This window comes from Bacillus sp. BD48 (assembly GCF_046566805.1).
In the GTDB taxonomy this organism is placed as follows: domain Bacteria; phylum Bacillota; class Bacilli; order Bacillales; family Bacillaceae; genus Bacillus; species Bacillus safensis.
In genome coordinates, this window is sequence record NZ_JANGFM010000002.1 from 550,195 (window position 1) to 572,517 (window position 22,323).

Sequence of the window (22,323 nt, forward strand, 5' to 3'; positions counted from 1 at the left end):
GGAGGTTTATAACATATGGCAATACAGAACCCTTATGCCGCCTATCAGAAAAATTCTATTGAGACCGCAACACCTGCCGAGTTGACGCTTATGCTTTATGAAGGCTGTTTAAAGTTCATCAGACTAGCGAAGCATGCCATTCAAAAAGAGGATGCTGAAACGAGAAACTTGAACCTGAAAAAGGCTCAAAACATCATTCAAGAATTAAATGTCACCTTAAATCGTTCCTATGACGTATCAAAGAGTATGGCAAGTATGTATGATTACATTTATCGCAGACTGATAGAAGCCAATCTTCAAAATGACGAAGAGATATTGAATGAAGTAGAAGAGTACGTAACTGATTTCCGTGATGCGTGGAAGGAAGTCATTCAAACCGATCGAAAAGGCCGTCATCACTCTATTGGGGGCTCTCTATGAGTATTGTAGACCAGCTGCATGATCAAACATTAAAAATGGCAGCCGAAATAGCGGAAAATCCGCAAAGTGACACACTGGTTGAAGACTTTGATGCCTTTTTAATTGAGAGAGACGAATTAATGAGAGATATACAGCATGAATTGACGGATCAAGAAAAAGAGAAAATCCGAGAAATCATACAAACAGATCAACAGATGGCGAAACAATTAACGGTTATCCAAAATGGGATAAAAGCAGATATTCAAGCCATTCAAAAAAAGAAAACAAAACAGCTGAATTATCAAAATCCATACCAGCCCATAACAAGTGACGGCGTATACTACGATAAACGGAAATAAATTAGGTGAGACCTGTGGCGTATCGTTCAAATGACTATATTTTATTAACCACATATTATGAACTTCTATACACGATAGAAGAGAGTCTAAAATATTTAGATGAAATTGAGAAGGATTTTGACAAAACAGAAGGGGATCGGATCTTTAATGATCTGATCCACGCCTTCTTTCATTTAGACACAACACATCCCCTTCTGCTTTCAATTATTGAAAATGATCACTTTGCCCAAACGATTCGTTCGTTTGATCAAATATTTTTAAGTTTTGATATACTAGCTTTCTATACATTCCCTTCAAATCACTTCCAATCATTCCTGAAATCATATTTTATACCTGAATATAGAAAGTGGATGGATGAAATACATGCCTGTATGAGGCCGTATGTCATTCATTAATTTTTGTCCAATTCAGACCATTCGGAGGAAATTATGAGACTAAAAAATCAATTTTTATTTGGGCTTATTGTCATGTGTGTATTGTTTGTCAGTATGTTAGGATTCTCAAGCTTTCTCTATTACAAAACAGATCAATCCTATAAAGCGCTATTAAGCAAGGAAGTGAAGCTTTATCAGACCTCGCTGGAATTAGAAGCGCTTCTGCAAAAGCAGGAAGCACAGATTAAAACATATGTCGTCGTGCAAGATGCAGAAAATTTGCAGAAAATTGAGCAAACATATGAAGATATTAATAAGAAAACAGCAGAAGCTTCGAAAATGAGTACGGTCAAACAAGCAAAAAATCTATTAGATCAAATCTCAGAAAAAAATTATCTCTACTACACCTCAACGAATCGATTATTTAATTCATTAAATATGCAAAATCAAAAAGAATTCAACACCCGCCTCAGTCAAGAATTACAACCTATCGAACAAGAAATACATACCTTAACAAAAGAATTCGCTCAAAATCAGCTAAAACAACGTGATCAAAAGATCAATCAGCTCAATCAAGATAGTAATCAATTATTACTTACACTCATTCTTGTCAGTGCAGCGATTATTGTTGGCCTTTTGGTGATTGGGATCAGATTCGTTCATCGCATGACAAAACCAATTGTCTCTGTCACAAATGCCGCAAGAAGGATGGCAGATGGTGACCTTACCCTTGAAGAGATTGAAGTGACCTCTAAAAATGAGATTGGTCAACTCGGCACAGCCTTTAACCAAATGACAGCTCATTTGCGTCAGCTTATTTTGCAGGTGCAAAGTGGATCAAGACAGCTTGCTGATTCTGCTGCCCAATTTGAGGAAACCATCAGTCAAACGTTATCGGCTAGTGAGCAGACATCTAGCTCGATTGAACAGGTCAGTGAAGCTTCACGTGAACAATCAGATGCGGTTGGAAAAGTTGCATCCGCCATTCAAGAAGTGTCGACTGGCATGCAAAATGCAGCTATACACACGTCCGATGTTTCGGGTCACTCAATTTCAGTGACTGAAAAGGCTGAAGAGGGTGCTGCCCTTATTCAACAGTTTGTGAAACAAATGAGTTCTATTAAAGAGTCTGTGAATGACCACCATTCCACAATGACCCATGTACAAGCGCAGTTTACAGGCATTCAAGACTTGTTAGGTCACATCCATGCCATTGCTGACCAGACGAATTTGCTTGCTTTAAACGCAGCCATAGAAGCAGCAAGGGCGGGAGAGCATGGAAGAGGCTTTGCAGTTGTAGCAGATGAAGTGAGGAAGCTGGCAGAAGAATCTAGTCAGCTGACAGATCAAATTAGTCAATTACTCGAGAACGTGAACAAAGATACAGAAAAGTCATCACAATCGATGACGAAGGTTGAGCGGGATGTAGAAGAGGGTGTAAAAGTATCACAATTATCTGAACAGAGTTTCCATGAAATCTTGGAATCTATTCGTGATATTTCAATGAAAGCAGAAGAGCTGTCAGCCACTGCAGAACAAATTTCTGCTAGTACAGAGGAAATTTCTCAAACAGTTGGTGTCATTGAAGAAGGTGCGAAAAGAAACTCAGAAGAGACAGAGTACATGTCTGCTGCTGTTGAAGAATCATTAGCGGCCAATGAAGAGATGAAAGCCGCTGCGGAGGATTTAAAATCCTTATCTCAATCGCTGAAAACATCGATTTCATCTTTTACCATTTAACGAGCGCTGGTCTTTTTCAAGAATCAGCCGAATATATATTCATCACCTATCAAGCAACAGTTGAAGCACCGCAAAATTCGACAAATTTCAATAAATATTCACATTTTTTTTACGTTTGAGCAGGAGAAAAGGAGGGAAAAGTAGAAGTAGGTTTACATATCCTTAATTTTAAAGGAGGCGTTCTTTACATGAATTACAATGTCAGAGGAGAAAACATCGATGTAACACCTGCACTAAGAGATCATGTCGAGAAAAAAATTGGAAAGCTGGAGCGTTATTTTGAGACAGACGTAGATGCTTCAGTCAACGTGAACTTGAAGTTTTACAACGATCAAGAATCTAAAGTTGAGGTTACCATTCCAATGACTGATCTAGCACTTCGAGCTGAGGTGCATAATGAGGATATGTACAATGCAGTAGACCTAGCAGCCAGTAAATTAGAACGTCAAATTAGAAAGCACAAAACAAAAGTAAACCGTAAATTCCGCGAGCAAGGTGCCAAAAAGCACTTATTTGCTGGAGGAAATGGTACGGCTGAAGTAGCAGTTCAAGATGACGAAGAGATTGATGAAACAGAAATCGTCAGACAAAAGCGTTTCAACTTAAAACCGATGGATAGTGAAGAGGCTATTCTCCAAATGAACATGTTAGGTCATAGTTTCTTCGTTTTCACAAATGCTGAGACAAATTTGACCAATGTGGTTTATCGCCGAAATGACGGTAAATATGGACTTATCGAGCCAAACGCTTAAACATCAGTTGATGCTGATTCAAAAACAACCTAAATAAAGTAAACCCGTTCCCTTCATGAGGGGCGGGTTTTTTGTGCGAAATTATGGCAAATTCTTTGGAAATGAAAGAAGGTATGGTATGATAAATGCAGGTAAATATGGACCTGTCAAACTTTTGGACATGCCGAAAAATTGCATGAAATAGAGGAGCGTTATTATATGCTTGGAATCTTAAACAAAGTGTTTGATCCTACGAAACGTACGATCAGCCGATATGAAAAAAAGGCAAATGAAATCGAAGCTCTCGCTCAAGATTTTGAAAAATTATCTGACGAGGCTTTAAGAAATAAAACGATTGAATTTAAAGAAAAACTTGAAAAAGGACAATCCGTGGATGACCTGTTGGTTGAAGCATTTGCTACGGTTCGCGAGGCATCCCGCCGCGTGACAGGAATGTATCCATTTAAGGTGCAGCTCATGGGGGGGATCGCGCTTCACGAAGGCAACATCTCTGAAATGAAAACAGGTGAAGGTAAAACACTGACATCAACAATGCCTGTTTATTTAAATGCTCTTTCTGGAAAAGGCGTCCACATCGTGACAGTCAACGAATATTTGGCAAGCCGTGATGCGCAGGAAATGGGTAAAATTTTTGAATTTCTTGGTTTAACGGTCGGCTTAAACTTAAACAGCTTAGACAAAGATGAAAAAAGAGAAGCGTATGCCGCTGATATCACGTATTCAACAAACAATGAACTCGGCTTTGACTATTTACGAGATAATATGGTGCTCTACAAAGAGCAGATGGTTCAAAGACCACTTCATTATGCCGTGATCGATGAGGTTGACTCCATTTTAATTGACGAAGCGAGAACACCTCTTATTATTTCTGGACAAGCTGCGAAATCAACAAAACTTTACGTACAAGCCAATGCATTTGTCCGTACATTAAAAATAGAAGATGATTTCACGTATGATATTAAAACAAAAAGTGTGCAATTGACTGAGAGCGGAATGACGAAGGCTGAAAAAGCATTCGGCATCGAGAACTTGTTTGATGTCAAACATGTCGCGCTGAACCATCACATTGCTCAGGCGCTGAAGGCACATGTTGCGATGCAAAAAGACGTGGATTATGTGGTAGAAGAAGGCCAAGTAGTCATCGTTGACTCCTTTACAGGACGTTTAATGAAGGGGCGCCGTTATAGCGAAGGTCTGCATCAAGCCATCGAGGCAAAAGAAGGTCTTGAAGTACAGAACGAAAGCATGACACTAGCAACAATTACGTTCCAGAACTACTTCCGTATGTATGAAAAGTTATCGGGTATGACGGGTACAGCAAAAACGGAAGAAGAAGAATTCCGTAACATTTACAACATGCAGGTTGTGACAATCCCGACCAACCAGCCAGTCGTTCGTGATGACAGACCTGATTTAATTTACCGCACAATGGATGGTAAATTTAAAGCAGTGGCTGAGGATGTTGCGCAGCGCTATATGACAGGACAGCCAGTTCTTGTTGGAACAGTAGCAGTTGAGACATCTGAGCTTATTTCTAAGCTGCTTAAAAATAAAGGCATTCCTCATCAAGTGTTAAACGCAAAAAACCATGAGCGTGAAGCACAAATTATTGAAGAGGCTGGTCAAAAAGGTGCTGTGACCATTGCGACAAACATGGCAGGACGTGGTACGGACATCAAGCTTGGCGAAGGTGTAAAAGAACTTGGAGGTCTGGCTGTTATCGGGACAGAGCGTCATGAATCACGTCGTATTGATAACCAGCTTCGCGGACGTTCTGGCCGTCAAGGAGACCCAGGGATTACCCAATTCTATCTCTCAATGGAAGATGAATTGATGCGCCGATTTGGTGCAGAGCGGACGATGGCGATGCTTGACCGCTTTGGCATGGATGACTCTACACCAATCCAAAGTAAAATGGTGTCTAAAGCCGTTGAATCATCTCAAAAACGTGTGGAAGGGAACAACTTTGATTCCCGTAAGCAGCTTCTGCAATATGACGATGTGCTTCGTCAACAGCGTGAAGTGATCTACAAACAACGTTTTGAAGTTATCGATTCTGACAACTTAAAATCAATTGTCATCAATATGATTCAATCTTCAATTGAGCGTGCTGTGGGATCTTATACGCCAAAAGAAGAGCTGCCTGAAGAGTGGAAGCTAGATGGTCTTGTTGAATTAATCAACACGAACTATTTAGATGAAGGTGCCATTTCGGTCAAAGATATCTTCGGTAAAGAAGCAGATGAAATCACAACTTTCATCATGGATCGTATTAAAGAAAAATACGATGCAAAAGAAGAAAAATTTGGCGAAGAACAAATGCGTGAATTTGAAAAAGTCATCGTTCTTCGTGCGGTGGATTCGAAGTGGATGGACCATATCGATGCAATGGATCAGCTGCGTCAAGGTATTCATTTACGTGCGTATGCACAAACGAATCCGCTTCGTGAGTACCAAATGGAAGGATTTGCGATGTTTGAGCATATGGTGGCTTCAATTGAAGATGACGTGGCCAAGTATGTCTTGAAATCAGAAATCCAAAACAACCTAGAACGTGAAGAAGTGGTTCAAGGTCAAACAACGGCTCATCAGCCGCAAGAGGGCGATGAGGAGAAGACAGTGAAGAAGAAGCCGGTACGTAAAGTCGTAGACATTGGACGAAACTCTCCATGTCACTGCGGAAGCGGCAAGAAATATAAAAATTGTCATGGGAAGACAGAATAAGTAATGGAAAGAGGTGAAAACCTCTTTCTATTCATGTCAGCCCCCATACATCTATGAGGTGAAGGATATGGAATTAGTAGAAATTAGACAAGAGCTTGAAAATATGGCTAGCAGGCTAGCTGATTTTAGGGGGTCTCTTTGACCTAGAAACAAAAGAAGCCAAAATTGCAGAGCTTGAAGCGACAATGTCAGAGGCTGATTTTTGGAATGATCAGCAAAAGGCTCAAGGCGTGATCAATGAAGCCAATGCACTGAAGGATTCTGTGAATTCCTATCATGAGCTCAGTGAATCGCATGAAGAACTGCAAATGACGCATGATTTATTAAAGGAAGATTATGACGAGGAGCTTCATGCAGAGCTTGAAAAAGAGCTGAAGAACTTAACGAAGCAGTTTAACGAATTTGAGCTGCAGCTTCTTTTAAGCGAACCTTATGATAAAAACAATGCCATTCTTGAGCTTCACCCAGGTGCAGGCGGTACTGAATCACAGGACTGGGGTTCTATGCTTCTGAGAATGTACACTCGCTGGGCAGAGCGCAGAGGCTTTAAGGTCGAAACGCTTGATTACCTTCCTGGTGATGAGGCAGGAATTAAGTCTGTGACTTTGCTCATCAAAGGGCATAACGCGTACGGTTACTTAAAAGCAGAAAAAGGTGTCCATCGTTTGGTCCGTATTTCTCCTTTTGATTCATCTGGCCGCAGACATACGTCATTCGTTTCCTGTGATGTCATGCCGGAATTCAATGAAGAAATTGATATTGATATTCGGACAGAGGATATCAAGGTGGATACGTATCGTGCAAGCGGAGCTGGCGGGCAGCACGTCAATACGACGGACTCTGCCGTTCGTATCACACACATTCCAACAAATGTCGTCGTGACGTGCCAAACAGAAAGATCACAAATCAAAAACAGAGAACGTGCGATGAAAATGCTGAAATCGAAACTTTATCAAAAACGAATCGAAGAACAGCAGGCAGAATTGGATGAAATCAGAGGAGAGCAGAAAGAAATTGGCTGGGGAAGCCAAATCCGCTCTTATGTATTCCACCCTTATTCTCTTGTGAAAGACCATCGAACCAATACGGAGATGGGAAATGTTCAAGCGGTGATGGATGGAGATTTAGATTCATTTATCGATGCTTACCTACGTTCGAAATTATCATAAAAACTCGGCTTCTTGCCGGGTTTTTTTAATTGTGAGAAAATATAATGAATATAAAGGAATACATACGACATACTGATTCTATATCCTTTGTATGATGAAATTAGCAAATAAAGGGGGAAATATTTTGGGATTAACACCATTGCAAGAAACGTGGGATTTAGATGCCTTTTTTAAAGGAGGCAGCTCTTCACCAGAATTTAAGACATACCTGCAAAACATTCAGCAGCTATTAGATGAATTACGACAAAAGGTAGATGCCTTTTCAAAAGAAGATACACACATTGAAAGCCAATTAACGTCTGTCCTTGACACGTATGAAACTACATATAAAAAATTGTCTCAAGCAGGTTCATTTGTATCCTGTCTACAAGCTCAAAATACGAAGGATATGAAGGCAGGCAGCCTTCGAGGTACGATTGCCAAGCTGGAAGCTGATTTAGGAACCATCCTTGCACTGTTTGATCAAGCGCTTGCTGCTATCCCTGCAAATAAGTGGGAAGAACTGACCAATTCAGCAGCCTTTTCAGATGTCCGCTACATATTAAATGAGCGAAGAGACCGTGTGAAGGATCAATTACCTGTTGAACAAGAAACGCTGATTCAAAAGCTGGCTGTGGATGGGTACCATGCGTGGGATGAGCTTTATTCCAGCTTAGTGAATAAAATTACGATTCCGTTTGAACAGAATGGTGAAACGCAGATGATCTCTGTTGGCCAAGCGGAAAATGCCATGGATGATTCAGATCGTGAAGTCAGAAAGGCTGTTTACCACAACCTAGAGCATGCATGGACGCAGGATGAACATTTATTTGCTAGTACGCTCAACCACCTCGCTGGTTTTCGTTTGCAAGTGTATGAAGCAAGAGGCTGGGATCACATTTTAAAAGAACCGCTTGATATTTGCCGGATGAAACAAGAAACACTTGATACGATGTGGTCTGTGATTGATGAACATAAGCAGCCATTCATTGATTATTTACACCGAAAAGCTGACATGCTTGGAGTGGATAAGCTGAGCTGGTTCGATGTTGGGGCTCCTATCGGCAGTGAGACCAAAATCTACCCTTATCAAGAAGCAGCTGCTTTTATTGTGAAACATTTCGGTGGATTTGGAGAAGAGCTTGCTGCTTTTACAGAAAAAGCCTTTAACGAACGCTGGGTAGAAGCTGAGGACCGTCCAAACAAACGGGTAGGCGGCTTTTGTACAAATTTCCCTGACAGCGGAGAGTCACGCATTTTTATGACCTTCTCAGGAAGTCCATCCAATGTGGCGACACTAGCGCATGAACTTGGTCATTCGTTCCATCAGGAAGTGATGCAGGATGTTCGCATTCTGAATCGCAAATACGCAATGAATGTAGCTGAAACAGCGTCGACATTTGCAGAAATGATTGTGGCGGATGCTTCATTAAAAGAAGCGGCAAATGAAGAGGAGCGTCTCAGCTTGTTAGAAGATAAGCTGCAGCGCAGTGTAGCATTCTTTATGAACATTCAATCTCGTTTCTTATTTGAACAGCGATTTTATGAAGAGCGTAAACAAGGAGAAGTGCCGGCTGACCGGTTGAATGAGCTGATGGTCGAAGCACAGAAGGAAGCATTTGGTGACTCATTAGATGAATACCATCCGCACTTTTGGGCGTCTAAGCTGCATTTCCATATCACAAATGTTCCGTTTTATAATTTCCCATACACCTTTGGATACATGTTCTCGTTAGGAATTTATGCAAAAGCATTGCAGGCTGGTACATCGTTTGAAGAGAAATACATTGCATTATTAAAAGATACTGCTTCAATGACAGTAGAAGATTTAGCCAATAAACATCTAGGCGTTGACCTTACCCAAAAAGCATTTTGGGAAGAAGCCATTCGTTTGGCTGTAGCAGATGCTGAAGAATTTTTAGAAGCGACAAAAAAATAAAAATGAAAAGCTCCCATTATGGGAGCTTTTTTGCTGGCTTCAACCAATCAAGCATTGTCTGAATGAGATCATTTTGCTGCGATAAGGCTGGAATGTCCGCAGGCTGATCACCTTTTTGTTTGCCGTACATGCCAAACTGCGCATGGTTGCCGCCTTTTATCTCTTGGTAAACGGTTTGAGACGGCAGATTTGTTTTCGACTTTTTGATTTTCTCTTGTGATGCCAGCCCATCCTTTTCACCTGAAATAGAGAGGACTTTTAGTGACGATTGTTTCAGGGCATCTGATGCCGGATAAGATGCTAGGAAAAAGAGTCCATCAAGCTTGCTCTGATTTTTTTCTGCAAACATTGAGGCAGCTGCCCCGCCAAGTGAATGTCCGCCAATATACCAGTGTTTGATCGTTTGGTGATCTTTGATGATGTCCTGCGCTTTGTTTGGTTTGAAGATCGCAAAGGAAAATGGCATGTCAGGGATAAAGACAGAGTAGCCTTTTTTCATCAGCGCATCCCCGATGTAGGCATACGCAAGTGGTTCCACCTTTGCCCCAGGATAGAGAATGATGCCAGTATCACTTTTTGGTGCTTCAAATGTATAAACATCGTTTTTATGTTCCACTTGCTCAATGTTCACCTGTTTTTTTAATGCTTCTGATGGTCCATATGTGAAGCGGCTCCATGTATAGAAAGCACCAAAAGCTAAGATGATCAGTGCAAGTAATGTCATACCTGTTATCTTCAGTATTTTCTTCACCGCATGCCCCTTCTTTCTCATGTACATATTAAATATACCATCATTTACTCCTATGCCAACCGGCAAGTACGCTGATCCGTCTGTGTGATAAAGTATTAATCCATTAGCACTGCATTTGGCTGTTATTTACAATCGTTTTAAGAGGGCTTAAAATAGGTGTGCATTCAGAAGTAACGGAGGAAGAAAGACATGAAGCAGGGACATTCACAATTTTGGATCGAAGTGAAAAATTATTTGTTCATTTTAATCGGATCAGCCATCGTGGCGATTGGATTTAATACGTTATTATTGCCGAATCAGATTGCAGCAGGCGGTGTGAGCGGAATTAGTACCATCATGCAGTCATTCGGCTTTGAAGCGGCGTATGTGCAATGGGGGCTTAATATTCCGCTGTTTATCGCTGGCTTTTATTTATTAGGCGGTACATTTGGAGTGAAAACACTCGTCGGCTCGATTTTTTTACCTTTCATGGTGTTTGTCACTAGACATATTGCACCTGTCACACATGAAGCGCTGCTAGCGGCTATTTTTGGCGGAGTGGTCATTGGGATCGGAATAGGGCTCGTGTTCCTTGGGAATGGATCAACGGGAGGAACGGCACTCGCTGCCAAAATCATCAATAAGTACACAGGACTCACGCTAGGCACCTGTTTAGCGATGATGGATGGCTTGATTGTTCTAGCTGCGATGACGGTCTTTGGAATCGAAGAGGGGCTGTACGCGGTCATTGGTGTGTTTATTTCTAGTAAAACGATTGATGTGGTACAGGCCGGCTTCAGTCATTCGAAAATGGCGATGATCATTACAGGGCATGAAGATGAGGTCAGACAGGCGGTTTTTGATCAAATTGACCGCGGTGTGACGAAGATCTCAGCAGTCGGAGGATATACCGATCATGACCGACCGATTTTGATGTGTGTCGTTGGACAGTCACAATTCACAAAGTTGAAACAAGTGGTGAAAGCAATCGATGCATCAGCCTTTGTCATTGTGATGGATGCAAAAGAGGTGCTTGGTGAGGGTTTTAAAAGGGCGTAAACAAGGATATAATAGCGTTGACCAAATGATTGTAAGGGAGGGAAATAGATGCAAAAAAGCGGATTAACGATGCTATTTGCAGCGATGCTTCTTGTTCTCGCGGCTTGTGGAGGAAATTCAAGCAGCAGTGACAAGGAAGGCAGCAAAAGTGCGTCATCTGTGAGCAGTGGTGAGGAGATCTATCAGCAAAACTGTATTGGCTGTCATGGGAAAGACCTATCTGGCGGAGGCGGACCAAGCCTGAAAGAAGTAGGGAAGAAATATAATGAAAGCCAAATCGCAGATATTGCGCAAAACGGTAAAGGCTCAATGCCAAGCGGAATGGTAGATGAAAAGCAAGCAAAAGAAGTAGCAAAATGGCTTGCAGAGAAAAAATAAAACCTTTGTCTAATCGACAAGGTTTTTTGTTTTTTATATGTAGAAAAAGACTTTTTGATAGTATGATAACGCATTATATTAAATTTTATTTAAAAAATAAGGGTATAAAGGCACGTTTTTTGGTTTTGATTGTTCTATTTACCTTTTATTTATAAGTTTTGAAATATAAATGTAATACCATTGCGTCGATTCATGACGTATAATTGGAGTTGTTGAAAATTAGACGATTCAATTTTTTCATCTTTTTGGATGAAAAGGACATAAATTGTTAGTAAGTATCGAAGGGTATGTGCGTGACCATACATAAGTTTTTTGACGAGAAGTGTCAAAACATCATGATAAGCTGTTTGTCAGCGAATAAGAAAAGATTAGGTGATTACATGATTCAAATGAAGGAAGTCTACAAGATCTATCCTAATGGTGTAAAGGCGATCAATGGAATCAATGTCTCTATCCATCCAGGAGAGTTTGTGTATGTTGTTGGTCCCAGTGGTGCTGGTAAATCTACTTTCATCAAAATGATGTATCGTGAAGAGAAGCCGACCAAAGGGCAAATCTTAATTAATAACAAAGATTTAGGTTCAATGAAGGAAAAAGAAATTCCTTACGTAAGAAGAGAAATTGGCGTAGTATTCCAAGATTTCAAGCTGCTTCCAACTCTTACTGTGTTTGAGAACGTAGCATTTGCTCTTGAAGTAATTGGTGAACAGCCTCATATCATTAAGAAAAAAGTGCTTGATGTTCTCGATTTGGTCCAGCTAAAGCACAGAGCGCGCCAATTTCCTGACCAGCTGTCTGGCGGTGAACAGCAGCGTGTGTCTATCGCTCGCTCGATCGTCAATAGTCCTGAGGTTGTCATTGCAGATGAGCCGACAGGAAACCTTGACCCAGACACTTCTTGGGAAATCATGAAGACGCTCGAAGAAATCAATAACCGCGGAACAACAGTGGTTATGGCGACACACAACAGAGAAATTGTAAACACCATGAAGAAACGCGTCATCGCAATTGAAGATGGAATCATTGTGCGTGACGAAGCAAGAGGGGAGTACGGAATTTATGATTAAAACTCTCTCGCGGCATTTACGTGAGAGCTTCCGTTCACTAGGAAGAAACACGTGGATGACTTTTGCATCAATTAGTGCGGTTACTGTCACATTGATTTTAGTTGGGGTTTTCCTTGTGATTATGCTCAACCTGAATAACATGGCATCGAACGCTGAAAAAGAAGTAGAAGTAAAAGTATTAATCGAATTAACGGCGAATCAAAAGCAGCAGGATGAATTAAAAGCAGAAATTGAAAAGATACCTGAAATCAGTAATGTGAAGTACTCATCTAAGGATGACGAACTGAAAGCACTGATTAAAAGCTTTGGAGAAAATGGACAATCCATGGGACTTGTTGATCAAGAAAATCCATTAAACGATGCGTTTATTGTGAAAACAACAGATCCTCACGATACACCAAAAGTAGCGAAGAAATTAGAAAACCTAAAGGGTACATATAAAGTAACCTATGGAAAAGAAGAGGTCAGCCGGCTCTTTAATGTAGTCGGAGTAGCGCGTAATGTTGGGATTGTGCTCATTATTGGGCTGTTATTTACAGCTATGTTCTTAATCTCCAATACGATCAAAATTACGATTTTTGCTAGACGTAAAGAAATTGAGATTATGAAGCTGGTAGGTGCAACGAACTGGTTTATCCGCTGGCCATTCTTCATTGAAGGATTATTGCTTGGTGTATTTGGTTCCATTATACCAATTGCCCTATTGCTTGGCACGTATCAATATGCAGTGGGCTGGATCGCACCGAGAGTACAAGGCTCATTTATTTCAATGCTTCCATACAACCCGTTTGTCTATCAAGTATCACTGATCCTGCTAGTGATCGGTGCAATCATTGGTGTATGGGGAAGCTTAACGTCTATCCGTAAATTCTTAAAAGTATAAATATATTTTGATGGCAGCATTCGAAGATTCTATAGAAGATGTGACCGGTTGATCCAATTCATCCGGTCGGCTCTTCATGTCGACAGTTGTCATGGGAGGGGAATATCGTTTTGAAAAGAAAGCTGATGATGGCTGGAATGGCAGCGTTTATTGGAACAGCGTGGTTATACATTCCAGGGAAAGAAAATCGTGCATTCGCATACGAAGACCTAGATCAAAAACGTCAACAAATCGAAGAGAAAACATCGAAGACTGAATCAAGCTTGAAGAAGAAGAAGTCAGAGCTGGCAAAGCTTGAAAAGAAAGAATCAAAGCTCAAGAAAGAAATTGAACAAATTGACCAAAAGGTAAGTACTGCAACTGAAAAAGTCGCTGAAAAAGAGAAAGAAGTTAAAAAAACGAAGCAAGAGATCAAGAAGCTAAAAGAAGACATTCAACTCATCAATGAGCGAATTGAAAAAAGAAAATCCATTTTCAAAGACCGAATTCGTTCTATGCAAAAAAGCGGCGGTACGATCAACTATTTAGATGTGCTGCTAGGTGCTCGCAGCTTTAGTGATTTTGTCGGTCGTGTTGGGGCTGTCACAACCATTGTCGAAGCAGACAAAGACATGATTACAGAACATGAAAATGATTTAAAGCTGGTGGAGCAAAAAGAAGCAGAGCTAAATAATCAGCTAAGTGGACTTGAAACATCTCTGAAAGAGCTAGAAGCACTGAAAAAAGATTTATCTAAGAAGCACAAAGAAAAAGAACACATTTTAGGTGATGTGACAGATAAAAAAAATCATGCACATGATGAACTAGGCAAGCTTGAGAATGAACAAGAAATCCTAGCGAATCAAAAAGCGGCTGTGAAGTCTGAGGAAGCACACCGACAAAAGGAAGAAGCGAAGAAAGCAAAACAAGCAAAACAAGCAGCTGAAAAAAATGCACCTGCACCTCACAGCGGCGGCTCAGATCAAGTATCTGATACACCAGCAAGCAGCTCAGGCTTTATTAAACCAGCTGCTGGCCGATTCTCATCTGGCTTTGGCGGACGTTCTGGCGGAAACCACTTCGGCTTAGATATTGCAGCAAAGGGAACAGTTCCTGTCTATGCAGCAGCATCTGGAACAGTCACGAACTCAAGCTACTCATCGAGCTACGGAAATGTTGTGTTCATTACGCACAATATCAATGGACAGACCTATCAAACCGTATATGCCCACCTGTCTACAAGAAGTGTGTCAACCGGACAGAGAGTCGAACAAGGACAATTCCTTGGGTATATGGGAAATACCGGCCAATCGCATGGTCAGCATCTTCACTTTGAAATTCATAAAGGATTATGGAATGGCGCAAAATCAAATGCAGTCAATCCAGCGCAATATATCCGCTAATCAAAAAGCCGATAACATCATGTTATCGGCTTTTTTAGTCTAGATAGAATTAAAATAGCAGCAGTAATCCGGCAATAATAGGTGTTAACAGAACAGCTGATTTCAATAAGAGCTTAGGTGCAAGGCGTGTGAATTTCGCGCCGATAAATGCGCCTAATACGGTTCCAATTAAAATTTGAATCAGCAGAATAAAATCAACATAGCCCTCTGAAATATACCCAATTCCACCGCCGATGGAAATCGGAATAATGACAAGCATTGTTGTGCCAACGGCTTGCCTAATCGACAGCTTCAGTAAAATCAAAAGTCCTACCTGAATAAATGGTGCAGACCCGATACCAAACATGCCTGACAGCATCCCAGACACAAGGCCTAAAATAATGCCTCTTGTCATTAGCTGACGTGAAGAAAGCGGCTGCTGTGCAGCCTCTTCATTAAGAACAAATAGTTTGATCATCATAAAAACAGCGGATAAAAAGAGCATCCCGGCTGTTAAATAGTGCAGACTATCTTCTGGAATAAAAGGAGCAACCTTAGCCCCAGCAAAAGAAGCAATACAAGCCAGAGCTCCAACAATCAAACCAGATTTCAGCTGAATGTTCCCTTCCCGGTAGTGGCTGTATGCACCTGATAGGGTCGTAAATGCCATGGCGGCTAATGACGTCCCGAGTGCTGTATGGATAGGGATATCAAAAATTAACGTAAGCAATGCGATGACAAATCCTGCCCCGCCTGCTCCTACAAAACCTAATAAAATTCCTAATAAAAGCATCGTCAAGATAATATACATAGCGAAGACTCCTTCTCAATCATAACAAAATAAAAATTACACCTAATAAAATGATTCGTCAAGCCTTCACGGGAGAATGTCTTTACATGAAATCCCTTCTTCTGGCATATAATAACTCAGGTCATCAGGAAGAGTTGAAGAAGGAGGCCAAATATGAAAAAACAAATCGCATCTATTATGGCAAGTGTCGTTCTCTTAATAAGTGCAGGTGTGATGACGCAAAAAGAGGGAACTCATGCGGAGTCACCGCAAACAGCTACTGCAATGGCTGGACAAGCTCAATCAAGTGATAAGGCGAAAGAGAATGGGATGGAAAAGATCGAGAAAGCCTATGACCTTATTTCGAATGAATATGTAGAGGAAGTGGATCGGCAAAAGCTGCTAGAAGGCGCGATCCAAGGAATGCTATCGACGTTAAACGATCCGTATTCAGTATACATGGACAAGCAAACCGCAAAGCAATTTTCTGATTCGCTTGATTCCTCTTTTGAGGGAATTGGGGCAGAAGTGGGGATGGATGAAGGAAAGATCATTATCGTCTCCGCCTTTAAAAAATCCCCTGCGGCAAAAGCAGGTCTAAAGCCGAAAGATGAAGTCATCAGTATTGACGGTGAGCCGATGAAAGAAAAAAGCTTAAACGATGCTGTGCTGAAAATAAGAGGGAAAAAAGGAACTTCTGTCGCCTTAACAATCAAACGAAACGGAATTGAAAAAGAGCTAACGTTCCATATCAAACGAGAGGAAATCCCGCTTGAAACTGTGACCTCCTCTGTAAAAGAGGTCAATGGGCATAAAACAGGCTATATTGCGATCTCCAGCTTCTCTGAAGATACGGCGAAGGATTTCACGTCAAGCCTGAAACAGCTCGAGAAAAAGGGCATAGAAGGCCTTGTACTGGATGTGAGAGGAAACCCTGGCGGCTATCTGCAAAGTGTGGAAGATATTTTGAAGCATTTTATTACGAAGGATCAGCCCTATATTCAAATCGCAGAACGGAATGGCGACCGGAAACGATATTTTTCAAAAACTAAAGAACAAAAACCTTACCCAGTTAACGTCTTAATTGATAAAGGCAGTGCTTCCGCTTCTGAAATACTTGCTGGAGCCATGAAAGAAGCTGGAAAGTATGAAGTCGTCGGTGATGTCTCCTTTGGAAAAGGAACTGTGCAGCAGGCGGTTCCGATGGGAGATGGAAGTAATATTAAATTAACGCTGTATAAATGGCTCACGCCAAAAGGCAATTGGATTCACAAAAAAGGCGTCGTACCGACAATTGCGATTCATCAGCCAGATTACTTTACCGCAGGTCCGCTTCAGCTGAAAGAACCGCTTCAGCTTGATATGAACAATGAAGAAGTGAGACAAGCCCAGACGCTGTTAAAGGGATTGTCATTCGACCCTGGCAGAGTAGATGGATACTTTGATGAAGAAACGAAAAAGGCCGTACTTGCCTTCCAAAGCACATACAATCTCGATAAATCAGGTGTCATTGATTTGAAAACAGCGGAAATGATGAACAAAATGGTGGATGAAGTGAAATCATACGAAAAAAATGACCTTCAATTACAGACTGCACTAAAAGCACTATATCTTAAAAAATAAAGAGGCGAATAATAGCCTCTTTTTTTTGGTTCATAAGTGTCATGAACATGTAATAATTTATGTTTAAAAATAAATTATATCGAGAAATATATTCATTTATTTTACAAAAAACATAACATTCCTTCAATTTTACCCGATAACATATGTATATAAGAGACTTTCTGTTGATTTAAACATGTCATGAAAATGAAACTTTTGAAAGTTGTATGTTACATAAATAATTCTTACAATAAAAAGTAGCACTCATTTTAAATATTTTATTTTTTGCGGATATTCAGCTTGAGCATTAAGCTGTACCGAGGTTTGCGCTTTTCTTAAAAGAACTAGTAAATGGGGGTACACAATTGAAAAGGGCAAGTATTGTGAGAGAGAAAAAATATTACGAGTTGGTAGAGGAACTTAAGAGTCGTTCGAAAGATGTGACGTTTTCCGCTACAAAGGCATTAAGTCTGCTCATGCTGTTAAGCAGGTACTTGGTCAATTACACAACGGTAGAATCAGTCGACGAAATCGATGAAGACTGTGCTGAGATATACTTCAATTATTTAATGGATAATCATAAGAGACTTGGTATAAACTTAACCGACATCAAGAGGTCGATGCAGCTGCTCGGCGGCATACTAGATGTAGATGTCAATCACTACTTAAAAGATTTTTCACTGTCGAATGTCACACTTTGGATGAATCAGGAGAAATAAACCTGATGTCAAGCATCGATTTATTTGATAGAATAAGAGAAAATGCTTGACTTGGGCGGTGAACGATAATGAGCTCGGAGTGGATGGGAGCCGGATTAAAAGCGGTCGGTCTGTTTTTAATCCATCCTCTTTTTTATTTCATGATATTAATCAGCCTATTGCATGGCTACATCCGCGTAAAGCGGGAGAGAAAAGCGTTTCAAACAAGAATAGAAGATGTATACGATGAACTTAAATTTACATATTCAAAGGGATGGATTCTAGGGATTTGCCTATCTGTCATTTCAGTAGGCTTAGGGATTGCCCTCCCCCCTGGATTCATCGTGCTGATTGCAGCGATGACCATCGTTTTCTCTTTATTCTTTAAGGCGAGTGCGCTTTCGTCTGCATACACACTCGGTTTCAGTTTTATTGCGGCACTTGGACTGATGCATTTCCAAGTGAGTCATTCTTGGCTGCCGCAGCTCTCAATGATGAATGCATCAGCCGTTGTCATTCTGCTAGGACTTCTATTAATGACCGAGGGAATTCTAGCCTATCGAACGGCGCATTTACGTACATCGCCTGCTATGGTGATGAGTGCGAGAGGACTTTTAATTGGTCAGCAGCGGGCAAACCGTCTGTGGCTTTTACCGCTTGTTTTGCTGATGCCGGCAGGTGAATTCACTTCTTCTCTGCCATGGTGGCCGGTGCTTCAAGTGCATGATCAAAGCTTTTCATTTATTTTGATTCCATATATCATCGGATTTGGTCAGAGAATTCAAGGCTCACTGCCAATTGTTAGTATTCAAATTACGGCACGTCGTATTCTTATGCTAGGTCTCGCTGTCGCTTTATTAGGCGCTGCAAGTATTTGGTTTGAACCGATTGCTTGGGGAGCTGTATTGATAGCGGTGATAGGAAGAGTCTTTCTCTCATGGAAGCAGAGGGTCAATGACAATGCTGCCCCGTTCTACTTCTCTAAGCGTAATCAAGGGCTGATGGTGCTGGGGATTATTCCAAATACACCAGCAGCTGATTTAAAGCTTGAGATCGGAGAAGTCATCACAAAGGTGAATGGAATTGAAGTCAAAACTGTTTCAGAATTTTATGAAGCCCTTCAAACCAATCGTGCTCTAACAAAGCTCGAGATCATTGGCTTAAATGGTCAGACAAGATTTGAGAAACGTGCTTCTTACGAAGGGGAGCATCATCAGCTTGGCATTCTGTTTGTGAAGGATGATCCACAGCAAGAGCCAACGGCAATTTCATCTTAAAAAAAGCTGCTAGAGATGGCAGCTTTTTTCTTTTGGACGCACTTCATTCCCATAGGATTCACCCCATTCACGCATGGCGAAGATGATAGGCTTTAATGTATTGCCAAGAGAAGTGAGTGAATATTCAACACGAGGGGGAACCTCCTCATAGACTTCTCTATGAACAACGCCGTCTTGTTCAAGTTCACGCAATTGCAGTGTAAGAACACGCTGAGAAATTCTTGGCAGCAGCCGGCGCAATTCATTGTAGCGTTTTGGACCGCAAGTCAAATGATAAAGGATCACTCCTTTCCATTTCCCTCCGATGACACTTGTTGTCACTGAAACGGGACAGCCATGGTTGACAATACTGACTGGATTGGATGGTGCACTCATTTTAACACTCCTTTCTAAGACAAATTTGGTGATACACGAACAAGATGGTAACTAACGAACAAAAATGTGCGTACTTGAATCACTCGAAGCTTTTCTTATACCATAGAAATATCACATCACACATTCGGGCTGTTTGTTTTCTTATCATAACAATTTCTAAATGGGAATGGAAAGAAATTGGATTGATGAAACAAACGCCCTAATTGGTCAATAGAAAGGATGAATACAATGCGAGACAAAGAGCAATTAAAAAAAGAAATCATTGAGGCGTATGAATTCCGCCATGCGACAAAAGAGTTCGATCCAACGAAAAAAATATCAGAGGATGATTTTGCGTTCATTTTAGAAACAGGAAGACTTTCCCCAAGCTCTGTAGGGTTTGAGCCTTGGAAGTTCCTCGTTGTTCAAAATGAAGCATTTAGAGAAAAATTAAAAGAGTATACATGGGGAGCGCAAAAGCAGCTTCCAACTGCCAGTCATTTTGTGATCATCTTGGCAAGAACAGACGCCCGTTATGATTCAGCATATGCAGAATACATCAACAAGCAAATCAAAGGAATGACAGACGAAACGTTCGAGATGGTGAAGGGACGCTACCAAGAATTCCAAGAGAATGATCTTCATTTGTTGGAAAATGAACGTACGCTCTTTGATTGGGCTTCAAAACAAACGTATATTGCCCTTGGAAACATGATGACAGCTGCTGCACAAATTGGTATTGATTCATGCCCAGTCGAGGGGTTCAGCTACGATGAGATTCATCGCATTCTAGATGAAGAAGGACTGCTTGAAGATGGCCAGTATGACATTTCTGTCATGGCAGCTTTTGGTTATCGTGTGACTGAGCCGAAGCGCGGCAAAACGCGCCGTCCGATGGATGAAGTAGCTGTTTGGATTCGTTAAAAGAGAATGTCTGAAAAAGGATGTTGACAATTGCGTGGATAGTCAGTATATTTAAAAAATAAAATCTTTGATGAATATACAAATTGACTATAAACGCTTTGACTTGAGAATAGTAGATGAACATCCGTTTTTTAAGAGAGCTGCGGGTTGGTGCAACGCAGTAAAACGAATCATTGAACTCGCTCAAAGAGCGGTAAGACTGAATGAATAGTAAGTCTTTACGTGTGACCTCCGTTAACGGGTTTTAAGTTGGATTCAGCTATGGCTGAATCAATTAGAGTGGTAACGCGGTTGCAAGGTCAGTCGTCTCTTCAAGGAGATGACTGGCCTTTTTATATGCTTTTATCCTATATTTGTCTGAAGATTCAAATTTAAAGGAGCTATAGAAAATGGAAAAGGAACATGTGCAGTTAAAACGAACAATGACGTCAAGGCATATTATGATGCTCGCACTTGGCGGTGCAATTGGTGCTGGTCTGTTTAAAGGAAGCAGCTCTGCTATTGATATCGCAGGTCCTGCTGTCATTTTGGCATATATGATTGGTGGTCTTATTTTATTATTTATTATGCAAGGACTTGCCGAAATGACGGTTGCACGACCTGGCGCAAGAACATTCCGTGATTTAATTGAACCTGTGTTAGGCAAATATCCGGCTTATTTCTTAGACTGGATATACTGGAAAATGTGGGTGCTGAACATTGCAGCAGAAGCGATTGTATCTGCAATCTTTATTCAGTACTGGTTCCCACAGGTGCCGATTTGGACACTTGTGTTAATCATTTCACTTGTTGTGACATTGATCAATGTTTGTTCTGTTAAAATGTTTGCTGAGACGGAGTACTGGTTAGCTTCTATTAAAATTGCTGTCATTATTCTATTTATTATCATTGGGTTAACAATGCTGTTTGTCTCATTTGGTCAGCATGCAGCACCTGGATTATCCAACTTAACCGACCACGGAGGATTTTTCCCGAATGGAACAGGCGGATTAATTGCGGCCATGCTTGTTGTGGTGTATTCATATGGCGGGACTGAAATGATTGGGGTCACATTAGCAGAAACCAAAAACCCTGAAAAAGTCATCCCAAAGGCCATTCAAAGTACATTTGTACGAATCATTGGTTTCTATGTACTGCCGTTCTTCATCATCGTCAGCTTGATTCCTTGGAATCAAGTAAACAATGAGCAAGTGAGTCCATTCGTCACCGTGTTTGCAACGATTGGCGTGCCATATGCAAGTGACATCATGAACGGTATCATTTTACTAGCGATCTTGTCTTCTATGAACTCTGGCCTGTACGCATCCTCAAGGGTCCTGTATACGCAAGCGATGGATGGACGTGTATGGAAGGGCTTCTCGAAGCTATCAAAACAGCAGGTGCCTGTCAGAGCGATCCTAGTGTGTACATCTACATTGTATGCGGCTGTATTGATTTCACTTTTTGTAGGAAGTCAAACCTTTAATTATTTAATGGGATCTTTAAGCTATACGGTCTTATTCATTTGGTTTATTATTGCTGTCGGGCATTTAAAATCTCGAAGTGTAGCAGAACCAGGAGAATATCGTGTGAAGCTGTATCCTTTCACAACATGGTTTTCTGTGATTGCGATCATTGCCATTTTTATCGGCGTTGTGTCAACAACTCCAATTATCCAAACGATGGTCACAATGGGCATTTATCTGATTATTACTCTTTCTTTCTTCATCAACAGAAAGCGGTTTGAAACAGCCGCTTAATACAAAAAGCGTGAGGGACCTTTAAA

At 41.0% G+C, this 22,323-nt stretch carries 21 protein-coding genes and 1 other annotated feature; of the genes, 18 read left to right on the top strand and 3 right to left on the bottom strand.

The annotated features are described in order from the left end of the window. Positions 1-15 precede the first annotated feature (15 nt). The 8 genes from fliS (at position 16) to ACLGGR_RS07795 (ending at position 9,435) form a co-directional block, all read left to right on the top strand. Entirely contained in the window at positions 16-420 is a 405-nt protein-coding gene (fliS, locus tag ACLGGR_RS07755; RefSeq protein ID WP_058837543.1) for a flagellar export chaperone FliS, read from the top strand. Next, entirely contained in the window at positions 417-758 is a 342-nt protein-coding gene (fliT, locus tag ACLGGR_RS07760; protein ID WP_046313066.1) for a flagella biosynthesis regulatory protein FliT, read from the top strand. Before fliS ends, fliT begins: the two co-directional genes overlap by 4 nt. A gap of 14 nt (positions 759-772) precedes the next feature. Further along, entirely contained in the window at positions 773-1,153 is a 381-nt protein-coding gene (locus ACLGGR_RS07765; protein WP_142945306.1) for a DUF8042 domain-containing protein, read from the top strand. Between the two features lie 33 nt (positions 1,154-1,186). After that, positions 1,187-2,872, top strand: coding sequence for a methyl-accepting chemotaxis protein (locus ACLGGR_RS19265; RefSeq protein ID WP_251215989.1), 1,686 nt, complete (start codon positions 1,187-1,189; stop codon positions 2,870-2,872). 188 nt (positions 2,873-3,060) lie between these two features. Further along, on the top strand, positions 3,061-3,624 hold the full coding sequence (hpf, locus tag ACLGGR_RS07780; RefSeq protein WP_024423608.1) for a ribosome hibernation-promoting factor, HPF/YfiA family: 564 nt from the start codon (positions 3,061-3,063) through the stop codon (positions 3,622-3,624). Between the two features lie 198 nt (positions 3,625-3,822). Then, complete coding sequence (gene secA, locus ACLGGR_RS07785; protein ID WP_251215988.1) at positions 3,823-6,348, top strand: preprotein translocase subunit SecA; 2,526 nt, start codon at positions 3,823-3,825, stop codon at positions 6,346-6,348. A gap of 67 nt (positions 6,349-6,415) precedes the next feature. Then, positions 6,416-7,517 (top strand): peptide chain release factor 2 gene (gene prfB / locus ACLGGR_RS07790; protein WP_098677688.1). Its coding sequence is split into 2 segments (ribosomal slippage): positions 6,416-6,487 and positions 6,489-7,517, totalling 1,101 coding nucleotides; the frame shifts between segments, so codons are not numbered across the junction. A 124-nt stretch (positions 7,518-7,641) separates the two neighbouring features. After that, entirely contained in the window at positions 7,642-9,435 is a 1,794-nt protein-coding gene (locus ACLGGR_RS07795; protein WP_410972834.1) for a M3 family oligoendopeptidase, read from the top strand. A gap of 16 nt (positions 9,436-9,451) precedes the next feature. On the opposite strand, the gene ACLGGR_RS07800 is transcribed toward ACLGGR_RS07795, so the two are convergent. Further along, positions 9,452-10,186: an alpha/beta family hydrolase gene (locus tag ACLGGR_RS07800; protein ID WP_410972835.1), complete on the bottom strand. Its 735-nt coding sequence runs from the start codon at positions 10,184-10,186 to the stop codon at positions 9,452-9,454. Between the two features lie 189 nt (positions 10,187-10,375). On the opposite strand from ACLGGR_RS07800, the gene ACLGGR_RS07805 reads away from it, so the two are divergent. From ACLGGR_RS07805 to ACLGGR_RS07825, 5 genes are all read left to right on the top strand, one after another. Continuing rightward, positions 10,376-11,224: a YitT family protein gene (locus tag ACLGGR_RS07805; RefSeq protein WP_024426245.1), complete on the top strand. Its 849-nt coding sequence runs from the start codon at positions 10,376-10,378 to the stop codon at positions 11,222-11,224. 48 nt (positions 11,225-11,272) lie between these two features. Then, positions 11,273-11,602, top strand: a complete 330-nt coding sequence (gene cccB / locus ACLGGR_RS07810; RefSeq protein WP_251215985.1) for a cytochrome c551 — start codon at positions 11,273-11,275, stop codon at positions 11,600-11,602. Between the two features lie 380 nt (positions 11,603-11,982). Next, positions 11,983-12,669, top strand: a complete 687-nt coding sequence (gene ftsE, locus ACLGGR_RS07815; RefSeq protein WP_142945301.1) for a cell division ATP-binding protein FtsE — start codon at positions 11,983-11,985, stop codon at positions 12,667-12,669. Beyond that, positions 12,662-13,552 carry a permease-like cell division protein FtsX gene (ftsX, locus tag ACLGGR_RS07820; RefSeq protein ID WP_251215984.1) on the top strand — a complete coding sequence of 297 codons (891 nt, stop codon included), beginning with the start codon at positions 12,662-12,664 and terminating at the stop codon, positions 13,550-13,552. The genes ftsE and ftsX overlap by 8 nt, the downstream gene beginning before the upstream one ends. Before the next feature lie 110 nt (positions 13,553-13,662). Next, positions 13,663-14,934: a murein hydrolase activator EnvC family protein gene (locus tag ACLGGR_RS07825; RefSeq protein ID WP_251215983.1), complete on the top strand. Its 1,272-nt coding sequence runs from the start codon at positions 13,663-13,665 to the stop codon at positions 14,932-14,934. A gap of 49 nt (positions 14,935-14,983) precedes the next feature. Here the strand turns inward: ACLGGR_RS07825 and ACLGGR_RS07830 are convergent, their stop codons facing one another. Then, the gene (locus ACLGGR_RS07830; protein ID WP_251215982.1) at positions 14,984-15,724 is read right to left on the bottom strand and encodes a sulfite exporter TauE/SafE family protein; all 741 of its coding nucleotides are present in this window, start codon (positions 15,722-15,724) and stop codon (positions 14,984-14,986) included. Positions 15,725-15,877: 153 nt separating this feature from the next. Between ACLGGR_RS07830 and ctpB the strand changes: the two genes are divergently transcribed. The 3 genes from ctpB to ACLGGR_RS07845 all read left to right on the top strand — a co-directional run bounded on the left by ctpB (position 15,878) and on the right by ACLGGR_RS07845 (position 19,280). Further along, on the top strand, positions 15,878-17,326 hold the full coding sequence (gene ctpB / locus ACLGGR_RS07835) for a carboxy-terminal processing protease CtpB (protein WP_251215981.1): 1,449 nt from the start codon (positions 15,878-15,880) through the stop codon (positions 17,324-17,326). A 344-nt stretch (positions 17,327-17,670) separates the two neighbouring features. Further along, a complete protein-coding gene (locus ACLGGR_RS07840; protein WP_003212923.1) occupies positions 17,671-18,024 on the top strand; it encodes a swarming motility protein SwrAA in 354 nt (117 codons plus the stop codon). A 68-nt stretch (positions 18,025-18,092) separates the two neighbouring features. Beyond that, complete coding sequence (locus ACLGGR_RS07845; protein ID WP_034623768.1) at positions 18,093-19,280, top strand: PDZ domain-containing protein; 1,188 nt, start codon at positions 18,093-18,095, stop codon at positions 19,278-19,280. A gap of 9 nt (positions 19,281-19,289) precedes the next feature. On the opposite strand, the gene ACLGGR_RS07850 is transcribed toward ACLGGR_RS07845, so the two are convergent. Continuing rightward, positions 19,290-19,655: a winged helix-turn-helix transcriptional regulator gene (locus ACLGGR_RS07850; protein WP_251215980.1), complete on the bottom strand. Its 366-nt coding sequence runs from the start codon at positions 19,653-19,655 to the stop codon at positions 19,290-19,292. 228 nt (positions 19,656-19,883) lie between these two features. Between ACLGGR_RS07850 and ACLGGR_RS07855 the strand changes: the two genes are divergently transcribed. Both ACLGGR_RS07855 and ACLGGR_RS07860 read left to right on the top strand, forming a co-directional pair. Continuing rightward, positions 19,884-20,558, top strand: coding sequence for an NAD(P)H-dependent oxidoreductase (locus tag ACLGGR_RS07855; protein WP_251215979.1), 675 nt, complete (start codon positions 19,884-19,886; stop codon positions 20,556-20,558). 89 nt (positions 20,559-20,647) lie between these two features. Next, positions 20,648-20,872 (top strand) — a binding site (T-box leader). Positions 20,873-20,947: 75 nt separating this feature from the next. Then, positions 20,948-22,297 carry an amino acid permease gene (locus ACLGGR_RS07860; protein ID WP_251215978.1) on the top strand — a complete coding sequence of 450 codons (1,350 nt, stop codon included), beginning with the start codon at positions 20,948-20,950 and terminating at the stop codon, positions 22,295-22,297. Positions 22,298-22,323 lie beyond the last annotated feature (26 nt).